Origin of the sequence: Hydrotalea sp. AMD (assembly GCF_004100315.1) — a bacterium.
Classification (GTDB): Bacteria; Bacteroidota; Bacteroidia; order Chitinophagales; family Chitinophagaceae; genus Hydrotalea; species Hydrotalea flava.
On the sequence record NZ_SCKY01000014.1, the window covers coordinates 89,563 to 109,845 of the forward strand.

Genomic DNA, 20,283 nt, shown 5'->3' on the forward strand with positions numbered 1-20,283 from the left:
TTATATCCTTTCTATGAGTGCATCTTCACAAGTTTTTCAAACCACCAATACAACCCGCTGGCAAAGGTTTAAATGGCTGGGCAGGTTATTGTTGTTTATTCTAATCATTTTTGGACTTATATTTTCTATTGCGGTTCATGTAATTAGTAAACAAAATCCTACCATTCCTTTGGAAGGCCGGGCAGTAAAAAAAGTGCTTGCAGGCGATGTTCCTGCCTATCGGCAAAGTAATCTGGCAAAAAAATACCGGGGTTTTCGTTCTATGATCAATGTAAAATGGGCAGCGGGCAGGGGCTGTGGCCAGGCAGATACGGTATTGAATTTATCTAAAAACAACGATTTTAGCGATAGTTTGGGTATACGGGCTGCTTTTTTTGTAAACTGGGATGCGCAGTCTTATTTTTCGCTTAAAAAAAATATTTCCAAACTAAACCTGGTATTGCCCGAATGGCTGTTCATTGATCCCAAAGCCGATACCCTTTTTTCTGTGATGGAGCCCCGGGTGCTGGAATTAATCAAAACCTCCGGTGTTAAGGTAATGCCCATGCTTTCCAACAATTACAATGGGGTATTTACCGGTAAGGCACTGCACAGGATTTTAAATGACCCTACTAAATCAGACAGGCTGGTTCAGGATGTAGCACGCTTTCTGGTAAAAAATAATTTAGCTGGTATTAATGTGGATTTTGAAGATTTGAATGAAAAAAACAATGATGTATTAACCAATTTTGAAAAAAAATTATATACCACCCTGCACGATTTAAACCTGCTGGTTACGCAAAATGTTTCGCCTTTTAATGAAGATTATGATTATGCTCAATTAGCTAAGTACAATGATTATATTTTTTTAATGGCCTATGATGAGTTTAATGATGGTACGAAACCCGGTCCTATCTGTTCTCAAAAATGGATAGAATCTGCGGTAGATGATTTGGCAAAAAAAGTAGATCCTTCTAAAATAGTTTTAAACCTTGCTGCATTTGGTTACGACTGGACTAAAAAAGGCAAAACCATCCCCGTTACCTATCAGGAAGCGTTGGCCACTGCAAGAGAAAGTGATGCTACCATTGATTACAACAACGATACCTATAATTTGAATTACAGTTATTATGATGATAAAAATGTAATTCATGAAGTGTATTTTACAGATGCAGCTACCAATTTTAATTCCCTTCGTTTTGCTACGGAATATGGACTGGCCGGAACTGCGCTCTGGCGTCTTGGTAGTGAAGACAGCCGGGTTTGGGAATTTTATAATAAGCCCATGAATAAGGCTGCGCTGCATAATTTCGATTTTAAAGCATTGACAGATGTTCCCTCAATGGCTACGCCGGATTTTATTGGGCAGGGCGAAATATTGGATATGCTTTCCACACCAACGGATGGGCATATTACACCCGAAATTGATTCTTCGGCAATGCTCATCAGCGAAGAACAGTATGACAAACTCCCTTCAACTTATGTAGTAAAAAAATACGGACAGTCATCTGATAAAAAATTGGTATTAACGTATGATGATGGTCCCGATGCAAAATATACACCTGAAATTTTAGATACACTGGCTTATTACCATATACCTGCTGCATTCTTTATGATTGGCATCAATGCTGAAAATAATATTCCATTGGTAAAAAGAGTATTCAGAGAAGGCCACGAAATTGGTAACCATACTTTCACCCATCCCAATATGGCCGAGGTAAGCAAAAAAAGAGCTTATCTTGAAATGGATGCTACCCGGCTTTTGTTAGAGTGTATTACGGGGCATAGTACTATTTTGTTTCGGGCACCTTATAATGCCGACAGCGATCCGGAAAAATATGAAGAAATGGTACCGGTGGCTTTAAGCCGAACTAGAAACTATATTACCGTCGGGGAAAGTGTAGATCCGGAAGACTGGGAACAGGGCGAAATACCCCATTTTAATGCCGATACCATTTTTAACAGAGTGGTTTCTATTTACAATCAGCACTTGGCCAATGGCGACAGTTCTAACATCATATTATTGCATGATGCCGGTGGCGATAGAAGGGCTACCGTAAAAGCAACGGGTATGATTATCCGCTACTTTCAAAGTAAGGGATATACCTTTACTACCATTGCCGATTTATTGCATAAAACACATGCCGATTTAATGCCCCGTGTACCCAAAGGAAGCGGCTATCGGTTAATACAATTCAATTATTTCCTGGCCGAAACAGGTTTTATAGTTGGGCAGATATTGTACGTGTTATTCCTCACCTTTATGGTGCTGGGTGCTATTCGTTTACTGTCTTTGGCCATACTTACCATACTTGAAAGGCGAAAAGAAAAAATACCACTGGGCACATTTACAAGTTTCCCTAAAGTATCTATTATTGTACCGGCTTATAATGAAGAAGTAAATGCAGTTAGTTCGCTGCAAAATTTATTAAAATGTACTTATCCTGATTTTGATATTGTTTTTGTAGATGATGGCAGTAAAGATGCCACCTATGAAAAAGTAGTGGCTGCTTTTCAACAAAACAAAAAAGTAAAAATATTTACCAAGCCCAATGGCGGCAAAGCTTCTGCACTGAATTTTGGCATAGCGCAATCTGATGCCAGGTATGTGGTTTGTATTGATGCAGATACCAAATTGTTGCCCGATGCAGTTGAAAAATTAATGCAACATTTTACCAATCCTGCTGTTGGCGCTGTAGCCGGTTCTGTAAAAGTGGGCAACACAATTAATTTGTTAACCAAATGGCAAAGCATTGAATACATTACCAGCCAGAATTTTGACAGGCGTGGTTTTGCCTACGCAAACGCAATTACCGTTGTGCCGGGTGCCATCGGAGCATTCAGAAAAAAAGCCATTGATGAAGCAGGTGGATTTACAACTGATACCCTTGCTGAAGATTGCGATTTAACCATCCGTATTTTAAAAGCAGGTTATGTAATTGACAATGAAGCCCAAGCCATTGCTTTAACCGAAGCACCCGAAACATTGAAAGAGTTTTTTAAACAACGTTTCCGTTGGACATTCGGTGTGATGCAAACTTTCTGGAAGCACAAAGATGCCTTGTTCAATAACCGGTACAAAGGTTTGGGCTGGATAGCATTACCCGATATTCTGATATTTAAATACATTATACCCCTGTTTTCACCGCTGGGCGATTTGTTTATGTTGCTGGGCCTGTTTACAGAAAACAGAAGCAAAATTGCTGTGTATTACCTGATTTTTTTGGTGGTAGATGCACTAATTGCAGTGCTTGCTTTTGCTTTTGAAAAGGGAAATATGTTAAAGTTATTTTGGATTATTCCGCAACGCCTTATTTATCGTTGGTTAATGCTCATCATTTTATTTCGTTCATTCAGGCGGGCATTAAAGGGCGAATTACAGCATTGGGGTGTATTGAAAAGAACAGGCAATGTAAAAGATATTTCTTTAGCTGATGCTACTTAAATAATATTTGCATGCCGGAATTATCCTTAATTTTTTCATTTTACACCTTGCCATATTTGCCTTACCTTGCAAACCACTTTAAAATAAGCATAAGCTAAAAGAGAAATTGCTATTGTTGGAGTTTTTCTACAGCTTATAAAGTAAAACAATTTATCGATGAAATTGAAAGACATCCAGTTACAGAATGAAAAGGAAACAAGAGCAGGTTTTGGCGAAGGCATTTACGAAGCAGGTAAAGCCAATAATAAAATTGTAGTATTGACTGCAGATTTGGCCGGCTCAATGAAAATTGCTCCTTTCATCAAAGAGTTTCCGGAACGATTTGTGCAATGTGGTATAGCCGAAGCTAATATGATTGGTATTGCAGCCGGATTAACCATTGGCGGTAAAATTCCTTACACTACTACTTTTGCCAATTTCAGTACCGGAAGGGTATATGATCAGATTAGACAGAGTGTAGCCTACAGTAATAAAAATGTGAAAATTTGCGCATCACATGCCGGTTTAACACTGGGTGAAGATGGTGCCACACACCAAATATTAGAAGATATTGGGTTAATGAAAATGTTGCCGGGTATGACGGTGATTGTACCCTGCGATTTTAATCAGACAAAGGCCGCAACCAAAGCCATTGCAGATTATGAGGGGCCGGTTTATTTAAGATTCGGCCGCCCCAAATGGCCCAATTTTACCAAAGCAGATGGCAGTGATTTTGTGATTGGTAAAGCACAGGTATTAAGTGAAGGTGCCGATGTTTCTATTTTTGCTTGTGGCCATATGGTTTGGAAAGCTATTGAAGCAGGCCGAATGCTGGAAGAAAAAGGGATATGTGTTGAATTGATAAATATACATACTATTAAACCTTTGGATGAAGCGGCAGTCTTGCAATCTATTACCAAAACAAAATGTGCCGTAACAGTAGAAGAGCACAATATTATTGGCGGCCTGGGCGATTCTATTGCACAGGTGGCTGCCAAACATTTACCTATTCCTATTGAATATGTAGGCACCAAAGATACTTTTGGCGAAAGTGGTACACCCATGGAATTATTGCAGAAATATGGGTTAGATGCCCCGCATATTTTTGCTGCGGTTGAAAAAGTATTGCAACGCAAAAATGGTTAATCAATCCTATTGTTTAAAATATACAAAGCCTTCAATAATAAATGAAGGCTTTTTTGTATGCTTTAGTTAAAGAATGATAGCTTTTTTGGTGCATATACTGCTATTCAATTCATTATCTGCTCAACGAATCAATTCCAAAATCGTCGGCCTGATGTATAAAATGATAATGTTCATAAATATTTCATACTTGAATATTTACAAGAGCAGGAAGTATGCCTTTTTTATAAAAGAGCGTCAATTTTTTGGGCCAGGGTATGGTCTTTTTCAGTTACCACATCACCCGCATCATGGGTATTGAGCCAAATTTCAACCGTGTTCCAAACATTCGTCCATCGTGGATGGTGGTTCATTTTTTCGGCTTCAATAGCCACCCGTACCATAAAAGCAAATGCTACAGAAAAATCGGCAAATTGAAATTTTCTGTATAAATGATTGTTGCTTTCCTGCCACATAATTGTAGTTTTATTAGATTAAATAATCAGGTTGCTGATATTTTTAATTTGCTCCTGTGGTATTTCCAATACTAACTGCACATTGCCTAATTTTTTGATGCTATCCATCATACGGTTGCATCTTTCATCATCTATTCTGTCGCCTTTCATTAACCATATAAAATCCAAATGCTTTAGTTCAGGTAATAAAGCTTCTCCGTCGCACTGGTTATGGTACAAATAATGCACTAAGCTGCCTTCATGTTGGCCAGATATGTAAAGATTGAAATGATAGGCTCTGTTTTTTTTGTGCATTTCAATAGGTGCATCTGTATATAAAAAAAAATTAAAGCCTAAAAAGTTATTCAGCATCCAGATAAAATAATAATTCTTTACCGGCGCCATGATGCCTACTATTTTGGTATCATCAAAAAAATCATGATTCAACTGGCTGATATCTAACTTCTGTTTTATCATGGCCATATTAATAGATGTTTTTTTGTGTTACAGTTTACTGTTATTGTTTACCTGTATTGCCAGAATATGTGTTTGTATATCTTGTATCATTTGCTGTATTACCAACGTTTTTTCTGAAGTGCTATTGGTTAAACTTTTTTTTGTGAATAAATATTGTATGCCGGGTATAATGGTGAATGGGTATTCGGCGCTTTTTTCAGCTGTAGTGATTTCATCAGGTTCGCCAATAGAAATATTTAAATGCCTGCTGTAATAGCCGTTATTGGTTGTTTGTGCAGTTGTAGTACTATCAGTAGATGCAGTATTTATTTCAATTGCATATTGCCAATGCATATTGCCAGTGATAGTGGCTGTTTGTAATAATCCGGTTTTGGCCAATGTATAATGCTGGTAGGGCTGATACACCATTACATAATTCAGCCTATTTTGCTTTTTAAGTACATCTGTCAGGCTTAGCATAGTAGCCAATCCTTCAATCGGTTGCCGTGTATACAGCAACAACGTACTGTCTGCATGGTGGTTAATGATTGCAACATAATTTACAGAACGAAATATTTTGGGTTGTATGTGAACAGAAACATCAATATCTATTGTATTCACTTCAGCTGCATTGCATTTTTTCCATCCTGATGGGGTAATATAAACAATAGGAATGGGCAGTACTGAATCTTTTTTAAAAGCTTTAAATGCAACTGCATCTTGCAAAGTGGGGTCAGTGTTGTAAAACAATAAAGCAGTAGCCCCTTTTGCAACAGCTCGTTTTGATTCACTGATGCAATATTCCGCGCAATCAAACTGTTGATCACCGGCATGTTCACTGATAATATCTGCCAAATTTCTGAACCAGGGCGCTCCATTTTCATTCAATGCAGGTGCAGCTGAACCGCTAATGTGCCTATTTGAACTGTAATGCAGTGGAAAAAAATCAGTCCCGGCTTGTAACTGTACCCCATTTAAGGAGAGATAGGTATTGGGGTTTTGATAATCATTCCCCTCATGAATGGAAAAGCTATCTGTAAAGGTACTGTTATGCAAGGGGGTTGCGCCTTTCTGCTCCATAAAAGCTTGAAAATATCCGGCTATACTTTGCGGTTCTATTGCATGCAATTGTATTAAATGATGCATCACTTCAGCTTTCAATTGAGCCGCAGCCGCTTTTTCTTCTCTTAATTTCTTTCTTTTGGATTGTGCTTGTGTGGCCGATGGGAAAAAAAGTACCCCTGCAATCATTATGCAAACAATAGGTGGTGTTTTTTCAAAAGGCCATAAAATTATTTTTCCCAAAATCGTTGAATAGTTTTGAAGGTGACAGGATGCTTTCAGATAAAATCGTATACAAAAGTAACAGGCATCAGCAATTTGTGTACTAAGGTGTATAAATATTCTTTTCCCAACCTCGAAACAGCATAGCTTTGGCTACCGTTAATTTTGCTTACTTATACATGCACGTGAAGCAACAACAATTATTACGCATCGCTTTAGTAGGAAATCCAAACAGTGGGAAAACCTCTTTGTTTAATGCATTAACCGGCTTAAACCAAAAGGTAGGTAATTTTCCGGGGGTAACGGTTGATAAAAAAACCGGGATATTGGATATTGACGGGTCATTAAAGGCTGAATTGATTGATTTGCCGGGCACTTATTCATTGTATCCAAGAAGGGCAGATGAATGGGTGGCCTATAAAGTGCTCATGAATGCTGATGTAGATTTGAATGCAGATATTATTGTGCTGGTAGCCGATGCCAGTAATTTAAAACGAAATTTTCTATTCTGTTCACAAATCATCGATTTAAAAAGGCCGGTGGTAGTGGCATTAACCATGAACGATCTGGCAGCCAAAAAAGGAATTAAAATTGATGTGGCAGGCATTGAAGCTGATTTGGGTGTGCCTGTTGTGCCTGTTAATCCAAGAAAAAATAAGGGGCTGGCACATTTACGAAAAGTGATTGGAATGGTAGCCAAACAACAATATTCCATTCCATCCCGCGATTTTATAGATAATAAAAACGTTGCCAGCAATGCTATTGAATCTGTACAACAGTTGTTCCCACAGTTAAGTGATTATGCGGCCATCCATTTTTTAATTAATCACGAAAATTTCCCTTTATCGCAGCACCAGCAGGAAGCAATAGAAGATATTGAACAAAAAAACAATTTTAATCCTACCAAAACACAGGCAGAAGAAATTTTAAAACGATACCAGCGCATCAAACAAATACTGCAAAAAAATGTGGTAGAGCCCGATCCGTTAGAACAAAAGTTATTTACCAATCATTTAGACAATATTTTTTTGCATCGGGTTTGGGGCTATTTAATTTTACTAATTGTACTGTTTCTTCTGTTTCAAAGTATATTTTGGCTGGCTCGTTATCCAATGGATGGAATTGAATGGTCATTCACTCAATTGAGTCATTATTTAAGTAATACATTGCCGGATGCTTGGTGGAGTAATTTATTGATTAATGGAATAGTGGCAGGGATGAGCGGAATTATGGTATTTATTCCACAAATCATGATTTTATTTGGATTAATTACCATTTTGGAAGATTCCGGCTATATGGCGCGAATTAGTTTTTTGAGTGATAAGTTAATGCGGAAGGTTGGTTTGAATGGGAAAAGTGTAATGCCCATGATTAGCGGATTTGCCTGCGCGGTTCCTGCAATCATGAGTACGCGGAACATTGAAAATAAAAAAGAAAGGCTCTTAACCATTATGGTTACCCCGTTAATGAGTTGCAGTGCCCGCTTGCCGGTGTATACCATTTTAATTTCGCTGGTTATAAAAAATACTTATTATTTCGGATTCCTCAGTTTACAAGGCTTGGTAATGATGGGGTTATACTTGCTGGGTTTGGTAATGGCTTTAATTGTAAGTGCTGTATTGAAAGGCTTTATTAAGATGAAAGAAAAAAGCTTTTTTATTTTGGAATTGCCTATTTACAGGGCACCCCGTTGGAAGAATGTTGGCATTACTATGGTTGAAAAAGCAAAGATTTTTGTGCGGGATGCCGGAAAAGTAATTATGATCATCAGCTTGTTGCTCTGGTTCTTAAGTGCTTATGGTCCGGGTAAACAAATGCAACAGTTAGATGCACAATATACCACTTTAATACAACAGCAACCACAGCAGGAGGCAGCACTGCAAAGAGAGCTGGCTTCACTAAAATTACAACATTCCTATGCCGGAATTTTGGGTAAAACCATTGAGCCTGTTATCCGCCCTTTGGGTTTTGATTGGAAAATTGGCATTGCTTTAATTACCTCTTTTGCGGCACGGGAGGTTTTTGTGGGAACAATGGCCACTTTGTATTCAGTAGAAGAAGGGAAAGAAGATGTTTCACTGCGTGAAAAAATGCAGCAGGCTAAGTATTCAGATGGCAGTAAAGTGTACACATTGCCTGCAGGAATATCATTAATGGTGTTTTATGTACTGGCAATGCAGTGCATGAGCACACTGGCTGTTGTAAAACGTGAAACCCGCAGTTGGAAATGGCCGGTTATTCAGTTTGTATACATGACGGGACTGGCCTATATAATGAGTTTCATTGTTTACCACATTTTTTAATGATAATAATCCCACAATAGTTTAGAAATCTTTCGGGTTAATTCCCAGGCTTCATTATTGGGTTCCCAGCTTTGGTCGCTATTATGGTTGGTGCAAATACAAAAAATATAGCTTGCTTTTTTGCCATTCACAAATAGTACTTCACTTCGGCTGGCATCTACGGCGTCATGTTATCAAATTTAATAACTGTCAGATTAAGTTTTAACTATTACCAATAATTTTTGAATAACTAATGGGGGGGATACTTAGTTCAGCATTCTGTATTCGTTTGGGGATTGCCCAACCCGTTGTTTAAACAAACGGTTAAAATGCTGGGGATACTTAAAGCCTAAATCATAGGCAATTTGACTGATTGATTTACTATGGTCAAATATTCTTTCTTTTGCCACATCAATTACTTTTGATTGTATATATTCCTGTGCTGTTTGGCCTGTTTCTTTCTTTATCAAATCGCCAAAATAGTTTGCTGATAAATGTACCTCGCCGGCACAATAAGCTACTGAAGGCAAACCAATGGTTTGTGGCTTATCAGATTGAAAATATGCGTTCAATACTTTTTCAAACCTTTCTAAAATGCCTTTATGTACATTGTCACGGGTAATAAATTGCCTGTCGTAAAAACGGGTACAGTAGTTCAAAAACAGTTCAATATTCGACACAATCAATCTTTTACTGTGTTTGTCAATGGCATGTTCTAATTCATATTCAATTTTTGAAAAACAATCCAATACAATTTTCCTTTCTCGTTCTGATAAATGTAATGCTTCATTCGATTGATAGCCGAAGAAAGAATAGTCTTGAATATGTCGGCCAAGCGAAATGCCATGAATTAAATCAGGATGAAATGCAAGTCCAAAGCCTTTGGGCTGGTATGTTTCAGCATTGCTATCGATCCCGGCAACTTGTCCCGGTGCAATGAATACCAGGGTGCCTTCCTGGTAATCGTAAGTATGCCGCCCATAATGCAAATCACCGCATTTTATATCTTTTAGCAAGATAGTATAAAAGCCAAAATACATTCTGGAACCTTGTCTTGGTGCTGCCTTTGAAAAATCAATCACACTAACCAGCGGGTGGAGTGTTTCAGTATTGTTGAAAGCATTGTAATCGCTAATTGTATCAAATCGGCGTAGTTTATCCATAACACTATTGTTTCATCAAATGTAAAATTACTGATTTATGCTTCTGTTATTGAGTGTGTATTGCATCATCAGTAATATTGGTACAGCGATCCGTAATCTATATACCATTCATGCAAAAAAATACGAAGACCTTTGCATAAACATTAAAATTGAATGATGCAAAAAAGAAAATTAGGAAATGAAGGACTTGAAGTTTCTGCAATTGGTTTGGGTTGTATGGGAATGAGCTTTTCCTATTATCCATTTCCGCAAAAAGCAGATGCCATTCATCTTATTCGCAAAGCAGTAGAGCAAGGTGTTAATTTTTTTGATACTGCTGAAGTATATGGGCCTTATAGTAATGAGGAACTGGTTGGTGAAGCGCTTGAACCTTACAAGGGCAAAGTTATCATTGCAACAAAATTTGGTTTCAATATTCAGAATGGTAAAATGGCGGGTGTAAACAGTAAACCGGAACAAATAAAAAAAGCGGTTGAAGGTTCTCTCAAAAGATTAAAGGTTGATGTGATTGATTTATTATATCAGCATCGTGTTGATCCCAAAGTGCCGATTGAAGATGTTGCCGGAACTGTGAAGGATTTAATTAAAGAAGGCAAGGTTAAATATTTTGGTTTATCTGAAGCAGGTGCCCATACCATTCGCCGTGCACATGCTGTGCAAACTGTAAGTGCATTACAAAGTGAATATTCACTATGGACAAGACAACATGAAAAAGAAATTATTCCAACCATTGAAGCATTGGGAATTGGGTTGGTTTCGTTTAGTCCGCTTGGAAAAGGATTTCTTACCGGGAAGATAGACGCAAATACAAAATTTGAAGCAGGCGATTTTCGTAATCATCTTCCAAGATTTACGGAAGAAGCTCGTAAAGCAAATGCAGCGTTGCTGGATGTAATCGAAAAATTTGCACAACAAAAAAATGCTACGCCTGCACAAATTGCACTGGCATGGGTACTTGCCCAAAAGCCTTGGATTGTACCCATTCCGGGAACAACAAAATTGCATCGTCTTGCAGAAAACAATGGTGCAGCTGCTATTGCGTTTACAGCAGCAGAATTGAATGCAATAGAAGAGGCTTCTGCACAAATAAAAATTTTGGGTGATCGGTATCCTGAAATGTTGGAAAGAGCAACAGGGTTGTAAAGTATACAATAAATTTTATAACTGTTCATCAATTTGTACCCATTATATGCAACGAATTACTGTTTAAAATGATCATGTATAAAACGATGGTTATGCAAAAAAAGTTTTATTAGCATGCATTATAATGGTATGCATGAGCAATTTTTGCAAAAAAGCGGTTGGAACCAATAACAATATAATAGGGCAATGGCAATGGAAGTATTCCATTGCGGTATTGCTGTACAAACAATTACAGCTTCGGATACCCATGTTATATTAACTTTTCAACAAGTCTCTACTTATACGCTTTCCGAAAATGGCACCATACAATCAAATGATCAATTTTTTATTACTTATGACAGTACTTATAAAAAATTGTACATCTCCTCAATTCTACATCCGGCAAGCTATGGTTTGGGCCAAATGGAACAGCTTTTTCTATTCAAAATAATCAATTGATTTGTGATGATCATCCGGTATCGGACGGATATCGGCATTTTTTTCAAAGAATAAAATAAATGTATTCAGCAATGCATAGAAATGACAATGAACCAACTCTCATCAGCGTAAATCAGCTTTATCTGTGGGAGATGATTTTTCCGATGAATCCGCAGATGAACTACAGAATAGGTTGATTTTAAAAATAAGTAAAAAATTTTCTGTGTAATCCTCTGTTACTGTTATGGTTTATTTTTTCACGCAAAGCCCGCAAAGTATAGGCGCAAAGGGCAGGGAGTTGGATTAAAATGTAAATGATTGATCCATCAGCGCTATCTGCGGAAGATTTTTTTCCCGCTGAACTCGCAGAAAAATTATTTGATAAAAAATAGTGATGTCATTTTTGAATTTGTCTATCATTAATTGTAGATTCATCAAAATAAATGAAAGAAATTTTGCCTAACATAATTATTTGTGTGCTGTTGGCCTCATAGGAACCAACAATCAACTTAAGTTTACTATCATCTTTATTGCAGCATGGGCGTATCAATTGATCGATAGCTTTTTCTTATCTACCTACTCTTAATTAAATTTTTGTGCAGATGATTTGTTCATTACTTTGCATGCTTCAAAAAAAACAATGCATACTTAATTTAAATAATTAATAAAACTAATACATTTAAAAGATGAACGAATCAATAGCGCATATAAAAAAGGCAATAGAGCCTTACAGACAACAAATCATGCAGCATAAAGTATATGCAGCCATTAGAAATACGGATGACCTGAAGGTTTTTATGCAGTATCATGTTTTTGCTGTTTGGGACTTCATGTCATTATTAAAGACATTGCAAAACAATTTAACCTGTACTGCCATCCCCTGGTTTCCCAAAGGTGCTGCTGATACAAGATACCTTATCAATGAAATAGTAGTGGGGGAAGAGTCTGATATGGATAGTTTTGGCCATAGAAAAAGTCATTTTGAACTTTATTTGGATGCCATGCAGCAATGTGGCGCCGATACTAAGCCAATGGAAACATTTATCCGCGTGTTAAAAAATACCGGTAATATGGTTACTGCATTTGCAGCAGCTGAGGTGCCGTCAGCAGCACGTGAATTTGTTGACTTTACATTTGAAATCATTAACAGCCAAAAAGATTATTTGCAATCAGCCATCTTTACATTTGGGCGCGAAGATTTAATTCCGGGGATGTTTGTTTCAATGGTTAATGATATACATAAAAACTTTCCCCAAAGTATCTCAATTTTCAAATATTATCTGGAAAGGCACATTGAAGTTGACGGCAACCACCATAGCCAGCTTGCCCTGCAAATGACAACAAACTTATGTGGTACTGATGAACAACGTTGGAAAGAAGCAGAACAGGCAATTATTACCTCTTTACAAAAGCGTATCAGCCTGTGGGATGGCGTTTATAAACAAATAATGGTACCAACAACAACTGCCAGCTTAAACGTTGTAAAAGCAGAATAATGGTGCAGGTAAGCTGAAATGCTTCAGACATAAATAATAAATAATGGTTTGCTATCGTGATAACCGTTAATATTACCAACCATTCATTTTTAAAGGTATTGATTTCGGAATGAATGTTATATTCAATTGCTGTTAAAAGGATAAAACCCTAAATAAAAGTTTTATGTTATATAGTCACAATAGTAGGAACAATAATACTAAAGTTGACAAAAAAAACAAAAGAAAGGCTAATCGATAACACATGTATGGCTTGATTTGATTTAGGGTAAAATTGCAGAGATGAAATTTTAATAGAAAGTTATAATATATTTGTATTCAAATAGTTCTTTACTACATTTCTTCATCAAACGGAAAAGGTTTTACTTAACGTAAATTAATAGGGAATTGTGTGCAAATCACAAACTGTCCCGCAACTGTAAGTAACGTTAAATTTTTACCCTTGTGTATCCACTGTTTTGCCTTGAGCGAGATGGGAAGGACGGTAAAAATGTTACAAGTCAGGAGACCTGCCTTTACCGTGTTGACAATGCTTTCGTGGAATGAAGCAGACAGTCAGAATTGATGTGCCCATTATTTTGCAGGATTATTGACTCTTGCAGGATTCATTGTGTGCATACCATTTCTTTCACTTCTTCTACAAAACATTATGAGGTTTAGCAAAAGAGCTTTAAACTGATTTCATCATTTTAAAAGCATCAAAAAATGCAAACACACAACTTAGGCTACCCGAGGATAGGCAGCCAACGTGAACTCAAAAAAGCTTCCGAGCAATATTGGTCGGGCAAAATTCCTGTACAGCAATTACTGCAAACAGGTAAAACCATTCGCCAGCAAAACTGGCAATTACAAAAAGAATTAGGTATTGACCTGATACCTTGCAATGACTTTTCTTTTTACGACCATGTATTGGATATCAGCTTAATGGTTGGAGCAATTCCGGAAAGGTATCATTCATTGATGGAAACAAAACAATTGCCAGACATTGATTTGCTTTTTGCAATGGCAAGAGGGTACCAAAAAGATGGCTATGATGTTACTGCCATGGAAATGACTAAGTGGTTCGATACCAACTACCATTACATTGTTCCTGAATTTACTGCCACTCAAAAATTTACTTTATATTCAAATAAAGTGTTAAATGAGTTTTTAGAAGCAAAAGCAAATGGTATTCAGGCAAAGCCTGTACTACTGGGGCCAGTATCTTACTTACTTTTGGGTAAGGAAAAAGAAGAAGGCTTTCACAGGCTTGAACTCATCGAAAGACTGTTGCCTGTTTATTTGGAAATATTGAAAAAATTAGATGATGCTAATGCCCACTATATCCAATTTGATGAACCTTGTTTAGCACTTGACTTGAGCCAATCAGAACAACAAATTATTGTAAAAACATATCAGAAAATAAAGAATAAATTACCCGGCCTTCATATAATTTTAACAAGCTATTTTGAATGTTATGGGCAAAATCTACAAACCGTATTAAGCCTTCCTGTGCAAACAATACATCTTGATTTGGTACGCTGCCCATCACAGTTAGACGATATCTTAGCAACTGATTTTGTGAAAACAAAAACCAATCTTTCATTAGGCTTAGTGGATGGCAGAAACATTTGGAAAAATGATTTTCAGCAGTCGCTTGCATTAATTGATAAAGCAGTTAAAATAATTGGAGTAGAAAGGATTTGGATTGCTCCTTCTTGTTCATTAATCCATTCACCTTGCGATCTGGAATTAGAAACAAACAATAAAACATTAAAACCTGAAATTAAACAGTGGCTTGCCTTTGCAAAACAAAAAATTGACGAAGTGGTAACGCTGAAACAATTGGCAAATAAGGAACATCAGGCAGATGCAATTTTAAAATTGCAGGAAAATATGGAGGCACATCAAAGTAGGAAAATATCAACTCTTATTCACAATCAGAGCGTAAAACAACGTGTTGCTGCTATTACTGAAAAAGATACACAGCGCTTCAATGATTTTTCTTTGAGAAAAATTAAGCAACGTAAAGCCTTGCAATTACCCATGTTCCCCACTACTACTATCGGTTCATTTCCACAAACTGCCGAGGTAAGAAGTTGGAGGACTAAGCTTAAAAAAGGCGAAATTACACAAGAGCAATACGATGATTTAGTTGCAAAAGAAATATCAGAGGCCATCCGTTGGCAGGAAGCAATGGGTATTGATGTATTGGTGCATGGAGAATTTGAACGCAATGATATGGTGGAATACTTTGGTGAACGATTAAACGGATTTGCATTTACCCAAGACGGCTGGGTACAAAGCTATGGCAGCCGTTGTGTAAAGCCACCAATTATTTATGGCGATGTAAGCCGCCCTGCACCAATGACATTGCGGTGGACTTCTTACGCTCAATCGTTAACCCAAAAATGTGTTAAAGGAATGCTTACAGGCCCTGTTACTATTTTGCAATGGAGTTTTGTTCGTAATGATCAACCACGCAGTGAAACCTGTAAACAGATTGCTTTTGCCATCCGTGATGAAGTAATGGATATGGAAAAAGCAGGTATAAAAATTATACAGATAGATGAACCAGCCATTCGTGAAGGGTTACCATTACGAAAAGAAAATTGGCAGGAATATTTACAATGGGCTGTTGGAGCATTCCGAATATCGGCAAGTGGTGTACATGATGAAACACAAATTCATACACATATGTGCTATTCTGAATTTAACGACATCATTCAAAATATTGCCGACATGGATGCCGATGTGATTACAATTGAATGCAGTCGTTCACAAATGGAATTGCTGGATGCTTTTGCCGATTTTAAATATCCCAACGAAATTGGTCCCGGTGTTTATGACATTCATTCGCCAAGGGTTCCTTCTAAAGCAGAAATGATAGCATTAATGGAAAAAGCAAAAGCGTTTATACCTGCTGAAAAACTATGGGTAAATCCTGATTGCGGTCTGAAAACAAGGCATTGGGATGAAACAAAAAAAGCATTGGTAGAAATGGTAAATGCTGCAAAAGAGTTGCGATTATCTGTCCATCAACCTAAAAATTGATAATTTGATAATTAGGTAATTGCATACTGTAATTACCTAATTATAACTTATTAAATAATTAAATATTATTTATCATAGTCAATTGATACTGCTATTTGTTTATATGATTGTATGAGTTGTTTTAAATTTTTCGCTTTTTGTGCAGTACACTAACATGCATCAATCAAAAGCATTAATGTGCTGTGGCTATACCTGTGCCTATTTTTATGCAACTTATGGCCACACTAACACAATGCCCATCAATATAGGTATTACAGAAAAGGCAGCATACAGACACAGTAACGCTATGGCCGATACAGTAAGGGAAGGATTGTTGAAATTGTAAATGTAGTCATTTTACATCCTGCTTCACCTATAGAAAAATATAGGTGCAAACTGCCTGTATATAGGATAGGTGTATACAACTAATTAAATTTTCTTCTCGATAAGTTAAAACCCAGTCTAACTAAGAATCCACTTAATACAACATTTGAATTATTATAAATACTTGTAAAACCCCTTTGATATGATATATCTATATTAATCATAAAAAGATATAAACATACACCACCTACAAACCCAACATACGATGAATTTAGTTGGTTATTGTTTAAAACATATTCGTTGCCATTTTGATTGTGAAAAGCTTTAGCGAGAAAATTAATGGATGGCCCGGCATACAAAAATATTGCATCAGAAAATGGAACTCCGCCTGGACTATACCCACCCGGATTGACCGTAGTGTTGCTTACAATATTATCTCCATATGAATGACTGTAAATATAGGTTTGTGTAGTAGATGAGGGTGCTATATAGCGGGCACTTGTAACTTTATTTTTAAAGGAAATACAATATTCAAATAATACCGGAGCAGATATATAGTTTAGTGTGAAAGATTCTAAACTATTGCCCGACTGCGCATTATTTGCTGTAAAATAATCCCATACTAATTTTGTTTTTAGCCCAAAATCCGGACCAGAGCTTTTGTATTTTCTATGTAACCATTCTATATATAGATCGCCAGTATATGCTATTTGTGTTTTTAAATCACCCGTTAATACAGGATTATCTGTTGCTTTTAAAGAAGAAATTCCTGTTCCGCCCCACCATGCTCCAATATCCAAGCCGGAATTAAACATCCATTTTTTATTTGTTTGTCCATTAATAAAAGTGACTGATAAACAAAATATAAATACAAGCATCTTTTTCATAAATTCAAATTTAGCAGTTAAAGAAAAGGTTGGTATAAAAAAGAAGGTGCGTAAATCTGTTAAAAAAATGTTAATGGTAAGATAGATTAATAATTTGGAAATTCCTAATTTATTTTAAAGTTTATTAAACCTGTTGCAGGATTTCTCGTTTTTGATTTGCAGCCTTTTTAGCACCCGGTCAATTTTACAAATGATATTTTTCTTTTTTTGAATTATATAATTTTATATTTGTATGTTGTAATATTATATCAGAAGGCAACCATTCCGTTGACGTATTGTAAGTGCTGATGAATAAAGTGCAAAACAGGATGAAATAACCGAAGCTATAAATTAGACTATATTCAGCAGATGGGTAGTATTTGCAATTGTTCATTTTCCCGCATTGATGACGAAGCTCAAAGGAGAGACTTTTATACACAATAGTCGGTGAAAAACCTGGTCGAAATGCAGAAAATTACCAGAAAAACAACAATTTCTTTAAATAAAAGTTATATTTAAAAAATCATTGTTGTCCGACAAAAATTGTAAAATAATGGTTCAAACCCTTTACAGAAACATATTTCAGCCGATTTCAAAAGATGGGGTACTCCCTCCAATTTTGAAACAACCATTTTTTAGCCTGTAATTCTTTACAGCAAAGGATTATAGCTATTTTTAAGTTAAGTTTTGCCGGACAATAATGACCTAAAAAGAAAAGTTACTTTTCAGAACCGCATAAAGTGTGCACCAATCTTGGGTTTATTGTGTCAGGCTCTGTGCGCTATTACAATATTAAAGACGGTGAAGAAATTACCGGCTATTTTATTTTTGAACGGCATTTTGTTACTTCCTTTAAAAGTTATTTAACCTAACAACCTTCCTTGTATTATTATATACAGGCTTTGGAAGATAAGATAGCTTGCTCATTACCATCAGTTACAAGAATATGCAGTTGTTGCTGAATCATCCGTTATTGGCATATAAAATGGAACGGTTTGACCGATTATTGGCTGAACATTATTTGGTATGTTTTGAAGATCGGATTAAATTATTCATTTTAAAAAATCCTGAAGAACGGTATTTAGACTTGTTGCAGTATGGAAAAGATGTACTGGAGCGAATGCCACAGCATTATATTGCCAAATATATTGGTATTACACCCGTTTCCTTATCACGCATAAGACGCAGGATATTTAGTTTGCCAATGCAAAATAAGTATGCATTCAATTGTATTATGATACATCAATCGATTTCTTATCTTTTGTTAACGGAATAGTACGGCCATCCGGACGAGTTTTGTGGGAACAAAAAAAGATATGCATACCATTCTAGGAGCCGGCGGCGCCGTTGCCAATGTGCTAACTCGCGAATTATTACAACATCAACAACCCGTTCAATTGGTGAGCCGTAGGCCGGTGAATGCCAAGTTTCCGAATGTGGCCTGGAAAAAAGCAGATTTGTTGCATGCTGTTGAAGTTTTGGAAGCAGTAAAAGGTGCCCATACCGTTTATTTAACTGCAGGCCTGCCTTATGATAAAAATATTTGGAAAGCACAATGGCCGGTTATTATGCACAATGTAATATATGCGGTTAAAATATCCGGGGCCAGACTGATATTTTTAGACAATGTGTACATGTATGGAAAAGTAGATGGTGCTATACATGAAGATACACCCTATAATCCCTGCAGTGTAAAAGTGGAAGTGAGTGCCCATTTAGCAACTACTTTAATGGAGGAAGTGAAAGCAGGGAATATGAATGCCACAATTGGAAGGGCTGCTGATTTTTACGGTATTTAAAGAATTAACAATTTTTTGTATATGATTGTATTGGGTAAGTTGTTGGCTATATTTGAGGAGCAAGGACATTCATCACACACAATGGAATGTATGGTGCTTAAACGCCTTATCGTTTACTGATTTTATTCAGGGTATTTGCTTTTGTAGTTTGCTTTTGAACCTGTTTATACCGGTGTTGCGCTTGTGTACGTGCTTTTTACTGATGCCGTTGTTTAAACGTTTGCGCCAAAGATGAAAACTACTGCGCTTTAGTTCGCTGCACATCAATGCAATTACATCCTGTTCGGTTAATCCAAATTGAAAAGCAATGGCTTCAAAAGGGGTTCTGTCTTCCCAGTTCATTTCAAAAATGCGGTCTGTTTCCTGTTGCGTCATATGCTAATGATTTTTTTATTGGATAGAATAGCTGTGGTTAAGATATTGGCCGATAGTGATTGATATTGCAACACTTTACATAGAAATAAAACATGGTCACCTTCCGTATCAAGGGTATTTATTTTTTTTAACCGGACATAGGCCGCAGCACCATGCAATACTTTAAATTGATTCCAGTAGGTTAACAGTTGTTTTTTTTCTAGCCATTCTTGTTTATTGAATTTGAGGCCGCTTTTTTGGCCTAAACTACGTACCAATGTGTATTGATTTTCATTCAATAATTGTAAAACGGCTTCATCTGTTTTTTGCATCCATTGCAGGGTTTGGGTATTATGATATAATGCTACGATGTATAATTTCGGACGCATACTAACCGGGGTAACATATGTACAAATGTTCATGTTTACAGCATGATTCATATAGGTAGCAAAACTGTAAACGGGAAAACTGGGTAAATTCCAGGGTCGTTGCATATTTCAAAATTTTAAAAGCATATATGTTGGTAGTGGTGCTTTATTACCAGGTCTTCACCATAGTTACATATCAACTGTTAAATAGGTATTTTGTTCATACCGCAAAACGAATAGTTATAGAAAGAGGATGATATGGCTGTTGTGTGGTAAAGTATCAGTAAATACATCATCATGTTAAAACATTATAATTTGTATAAAATTATGCGGAACTAATGA

Annotated in this window: 16 protein-coding genes and 1 riboswitch; of the genes, 9 read left to right on the forward strand and 7 right to left on the reverse strand. The window is 36.6% G+C overall.

The annotated features are described in order from the left end of the window. Nucleotides 1-13: 13 nt before the first annotated feature. Nucleotides 14-3,424 (forward strand): trifunctional glycoside hydrolase family 18/polysaccharide deacetylase/glycosyltransferase family 2 protein, encoded by a 3,411-nt coding sequence (locus EO766_RS11540; RefSeq protein ID WP_218331735.1) that lies wholly within the window; start codon nucleotides 14-16, stop codon nucleotides 3,422-3,424. A gap of 156 nt (nucleotides 3,425-3,580) precedes the next feature. Beyond that, nucleotides 3,581-4,549, forward strand: a complete 969-nt coding sequence (locus EO766_RS11545; protein ID WP_218331733.1) for a transketolase family protein — start codon at nucleotides 3,581-3,583, stop codon at nucleotides 4,547-4,549. A gap of 221 nt (nucleotides 4,550-4,770) precedes the next feature. Here the strand turns inward: EO766_RS11545 and EO766_RS11550 are convergent, their stop codons facing one another. The 3 genes from EO766_RS11550 to EO766_RS11560 are packed head-to-tail and all read right to left on the reverse strand — an operon-like array spanning nucleotide 4,771 to nucleotide 6,741. Continuing rightward, nucleotides 4,771-5,001: a 4a-hydroxytetrahydrobiopterin dehydratase gene (locus EO766_RS11550; RefSeq protein WP_287101040.1), complete on the reverse strand. Its 231-nt coding sequence runs from the start codon at nucleotides 4,999-5,001 to the stop codon at nucleotides 4,771-4,773. Between the two features lie 18 nt (nucleotides 5,002-5,019). Next, nucleotides 5,020-5,463 carry an IPExxxVDY family protein gene (locus EO766_RS11555; RefSeq protein ID WP_228733248.1) on the reverse strand — a complete coding sequence of 148 codons (444 nt, stop codon included), beginning with the start codon at nucleotides 5,461-5,463 and terminating at the stop codon, nucleotides 5,020-5,022. Between the two features lie 21 nt (nucleotides 5,464-5,484). Then, a complete protein-coding gene (locus EO766_RS11560) occupies nucleotides 5,485-6,741 on the reverse strand; it encodes a hypothetical protein (protein ID WP_287101041.1) in 1,257 nt (418 codons plus the stop codon). 128 nt (nucleotides 6,742-6,869) lie between these two features. Here EO766_RS11560 and feoB point away from each other — a divergent pair, with 128 nt between their 5' ends. After that, nucleotides 6,870-9,023 carry a ferrous iron transport protein B gene (gene feoB / locus EO766_RS11565; RefSeq protein WP_287101042.1) on the forward strand — a complete coding sequence of 718 codons (2,154 nt, stop codon included), beginning with the start codon at nucleotides 6,870-6,872 and terminating at the stop codon, nucleotides 9,021-9,023. Between the two features lie 245 nt (nucleotides 9,024-9,268). Here the strand turns inward: feoB and EO766_RS11570 are convergent, their stop codons facing one another. Further along, entirely contained in the window at nucleotides 9,269-10,165 is an 897-nt protein-coding gene (locus EO766_RS11570; RefSeq protein WP_074421027.1) for a helix-turn-helix domain-containing protein, read from the reverse strand. 153 nt (nucleotides 10,166-10,318) lie between these two features. Between EO766_RS11570 and EO766_RS11575 the strand changes: the two genes are divergently transcribed. The 4 genes from EO766_RS11575 (at nucleotide 10,319) to EO766_RS11590 (ending at nucleotide 16,576) form a co-directional block, all read left to right on the forward strand. Further along, nucleotides 10,319-11,308, forward strand: coding sequence for an aldo/keto reductase (locus EO766_RS11575; RefSeq protein WP_228733250.1), 990 nt, complete (start codon nucleotides 10,319-10,321; stop codon nucleotides 11,306-11,308). Between the two features lie 1,103 nt (nucleotides 11,309-12,411). After that, entirely contained in the window at nucleotides 12,412-13,221 is an 810-nt protein-coding gene (locus EO766_RS11580) for a DUF3050 domain-containing protein (RefSeq protein WP_074421029.1), read from the forward strand. Nucleotides 13,222-13,558: 337 nt separating this feature from the next. Then, nucleotides 13,559-13,749, forward strand: a riboswitch (cobalamin riboswitch). Nucleotides 13,750-13,923: 174 nt separating this feature from the next. Next, the gene (gene metE, locus EO766_RS11585) at nucleotides 13,924-16,251 is read left to right on the forward strand and encodes a 5-methyltetrahydropteroyltriglutamate--homocysteine S-methyltransferase (protein WP_074421030.1); all 2,328 of its coding nucleotides are present in this window, start codon (nucleotides 13,924-13,926) and stop codon (nucleotides 16,249-16,251) included. A 139-nt stretch (nucleotides 16,252-16,390) separates the two neighbouring features. Further along, nucleotides 16,391-16,576, forward strand: coding sequence for a hypothetical protein (locus tag EO766_RS11590; protein WP_143439591.1), 186 nt, complete (start codon nucleotides 16,391-16,393; stop codon nucleotides 16,574-16,576). Nucleotides 16,577-16,655: 79 nt separating this feature from the next. Here EO766_RS11590 and EO766_RS11595 read toward each other — a convergent pair whose 3' ends face one another. Then, nucleotides 16,656-17,441 (reverse strand): hypothetical protein, encoded by a 786-nt coding sequence (locus EO766_RS11595; protein ID WP_074421031.1) that lies wholly within the window; start codon nucleotides 17,439-17,441, stop codon nucleotides 16,656-16,658. 898 nt (nucleotides 17,442-18,339) lie between these two features. Between EO766_RS11595 and EO766_RS11600 the strand changes: the two genes are divergently transcribed. After that, nucleotides 18,340-18,696 carry a Crp/Fnr family transcriptional regulator gene (locus tag EO766_RS11600; RefSeq protein WP_218836936.1) on the forward strand — a complete coding sequence of 119 codons (357 nt, stop codon included), beginning with the start codon at nucleotides 18,340-18,342 and terminating at the stop codon, nucleotides 18,694-18,696. A gap of 40 nt (nucleotides 18,697-18,736) precedes the next feature. After that, nucleotides 18,737-19,219 (forward strand): NAD-dependent epimerase/dehydratase family protein, encoded by a 483-nt coding sequence (locus EO766_RS11605; protein WP_141676758.1) that lies wholly within the window; start codon nucleotides 18,737-18,739, stop codon nucleotides 19,217-19,219. Between the two features lie 126 nt (nucleotides 19,220-19,345). Here the strand turns inward: EO766_RS11605 and EO766_RS11610 are convergent, their stop codons facing one another. Then, nucleotides 19,346-19,594 carry a TIGR03643 family protein gene (locus EO766_RS11610; RefSeq protein WP_074417935.1) on the reverse strand — a complete coding sequence of 83 codons (249 nt, stop codon included), beginning with the start codon at nucleotides 19,592-19,594 and terminating at the stop codon, nucleotides 19,346-19,348. Then, on the reverse strand, nucleotides 19,591-20,067 hold the full coding sequence (locus EO766_RS11615) for a flavin reductase (protein WP_074417936.1): 477 nt from the start codon (nucleotides 20,065-20,067) through the stop codon (nucleotides 19,591-19,593). The genes EO766_RS11610 and EO766_RS11615 overlap by 4 nt, the downstream gene beginning before the upstream one ends. Between the last annotated feature and the right edge of the window lie 216 nt (nucleotides 20,068-20,283).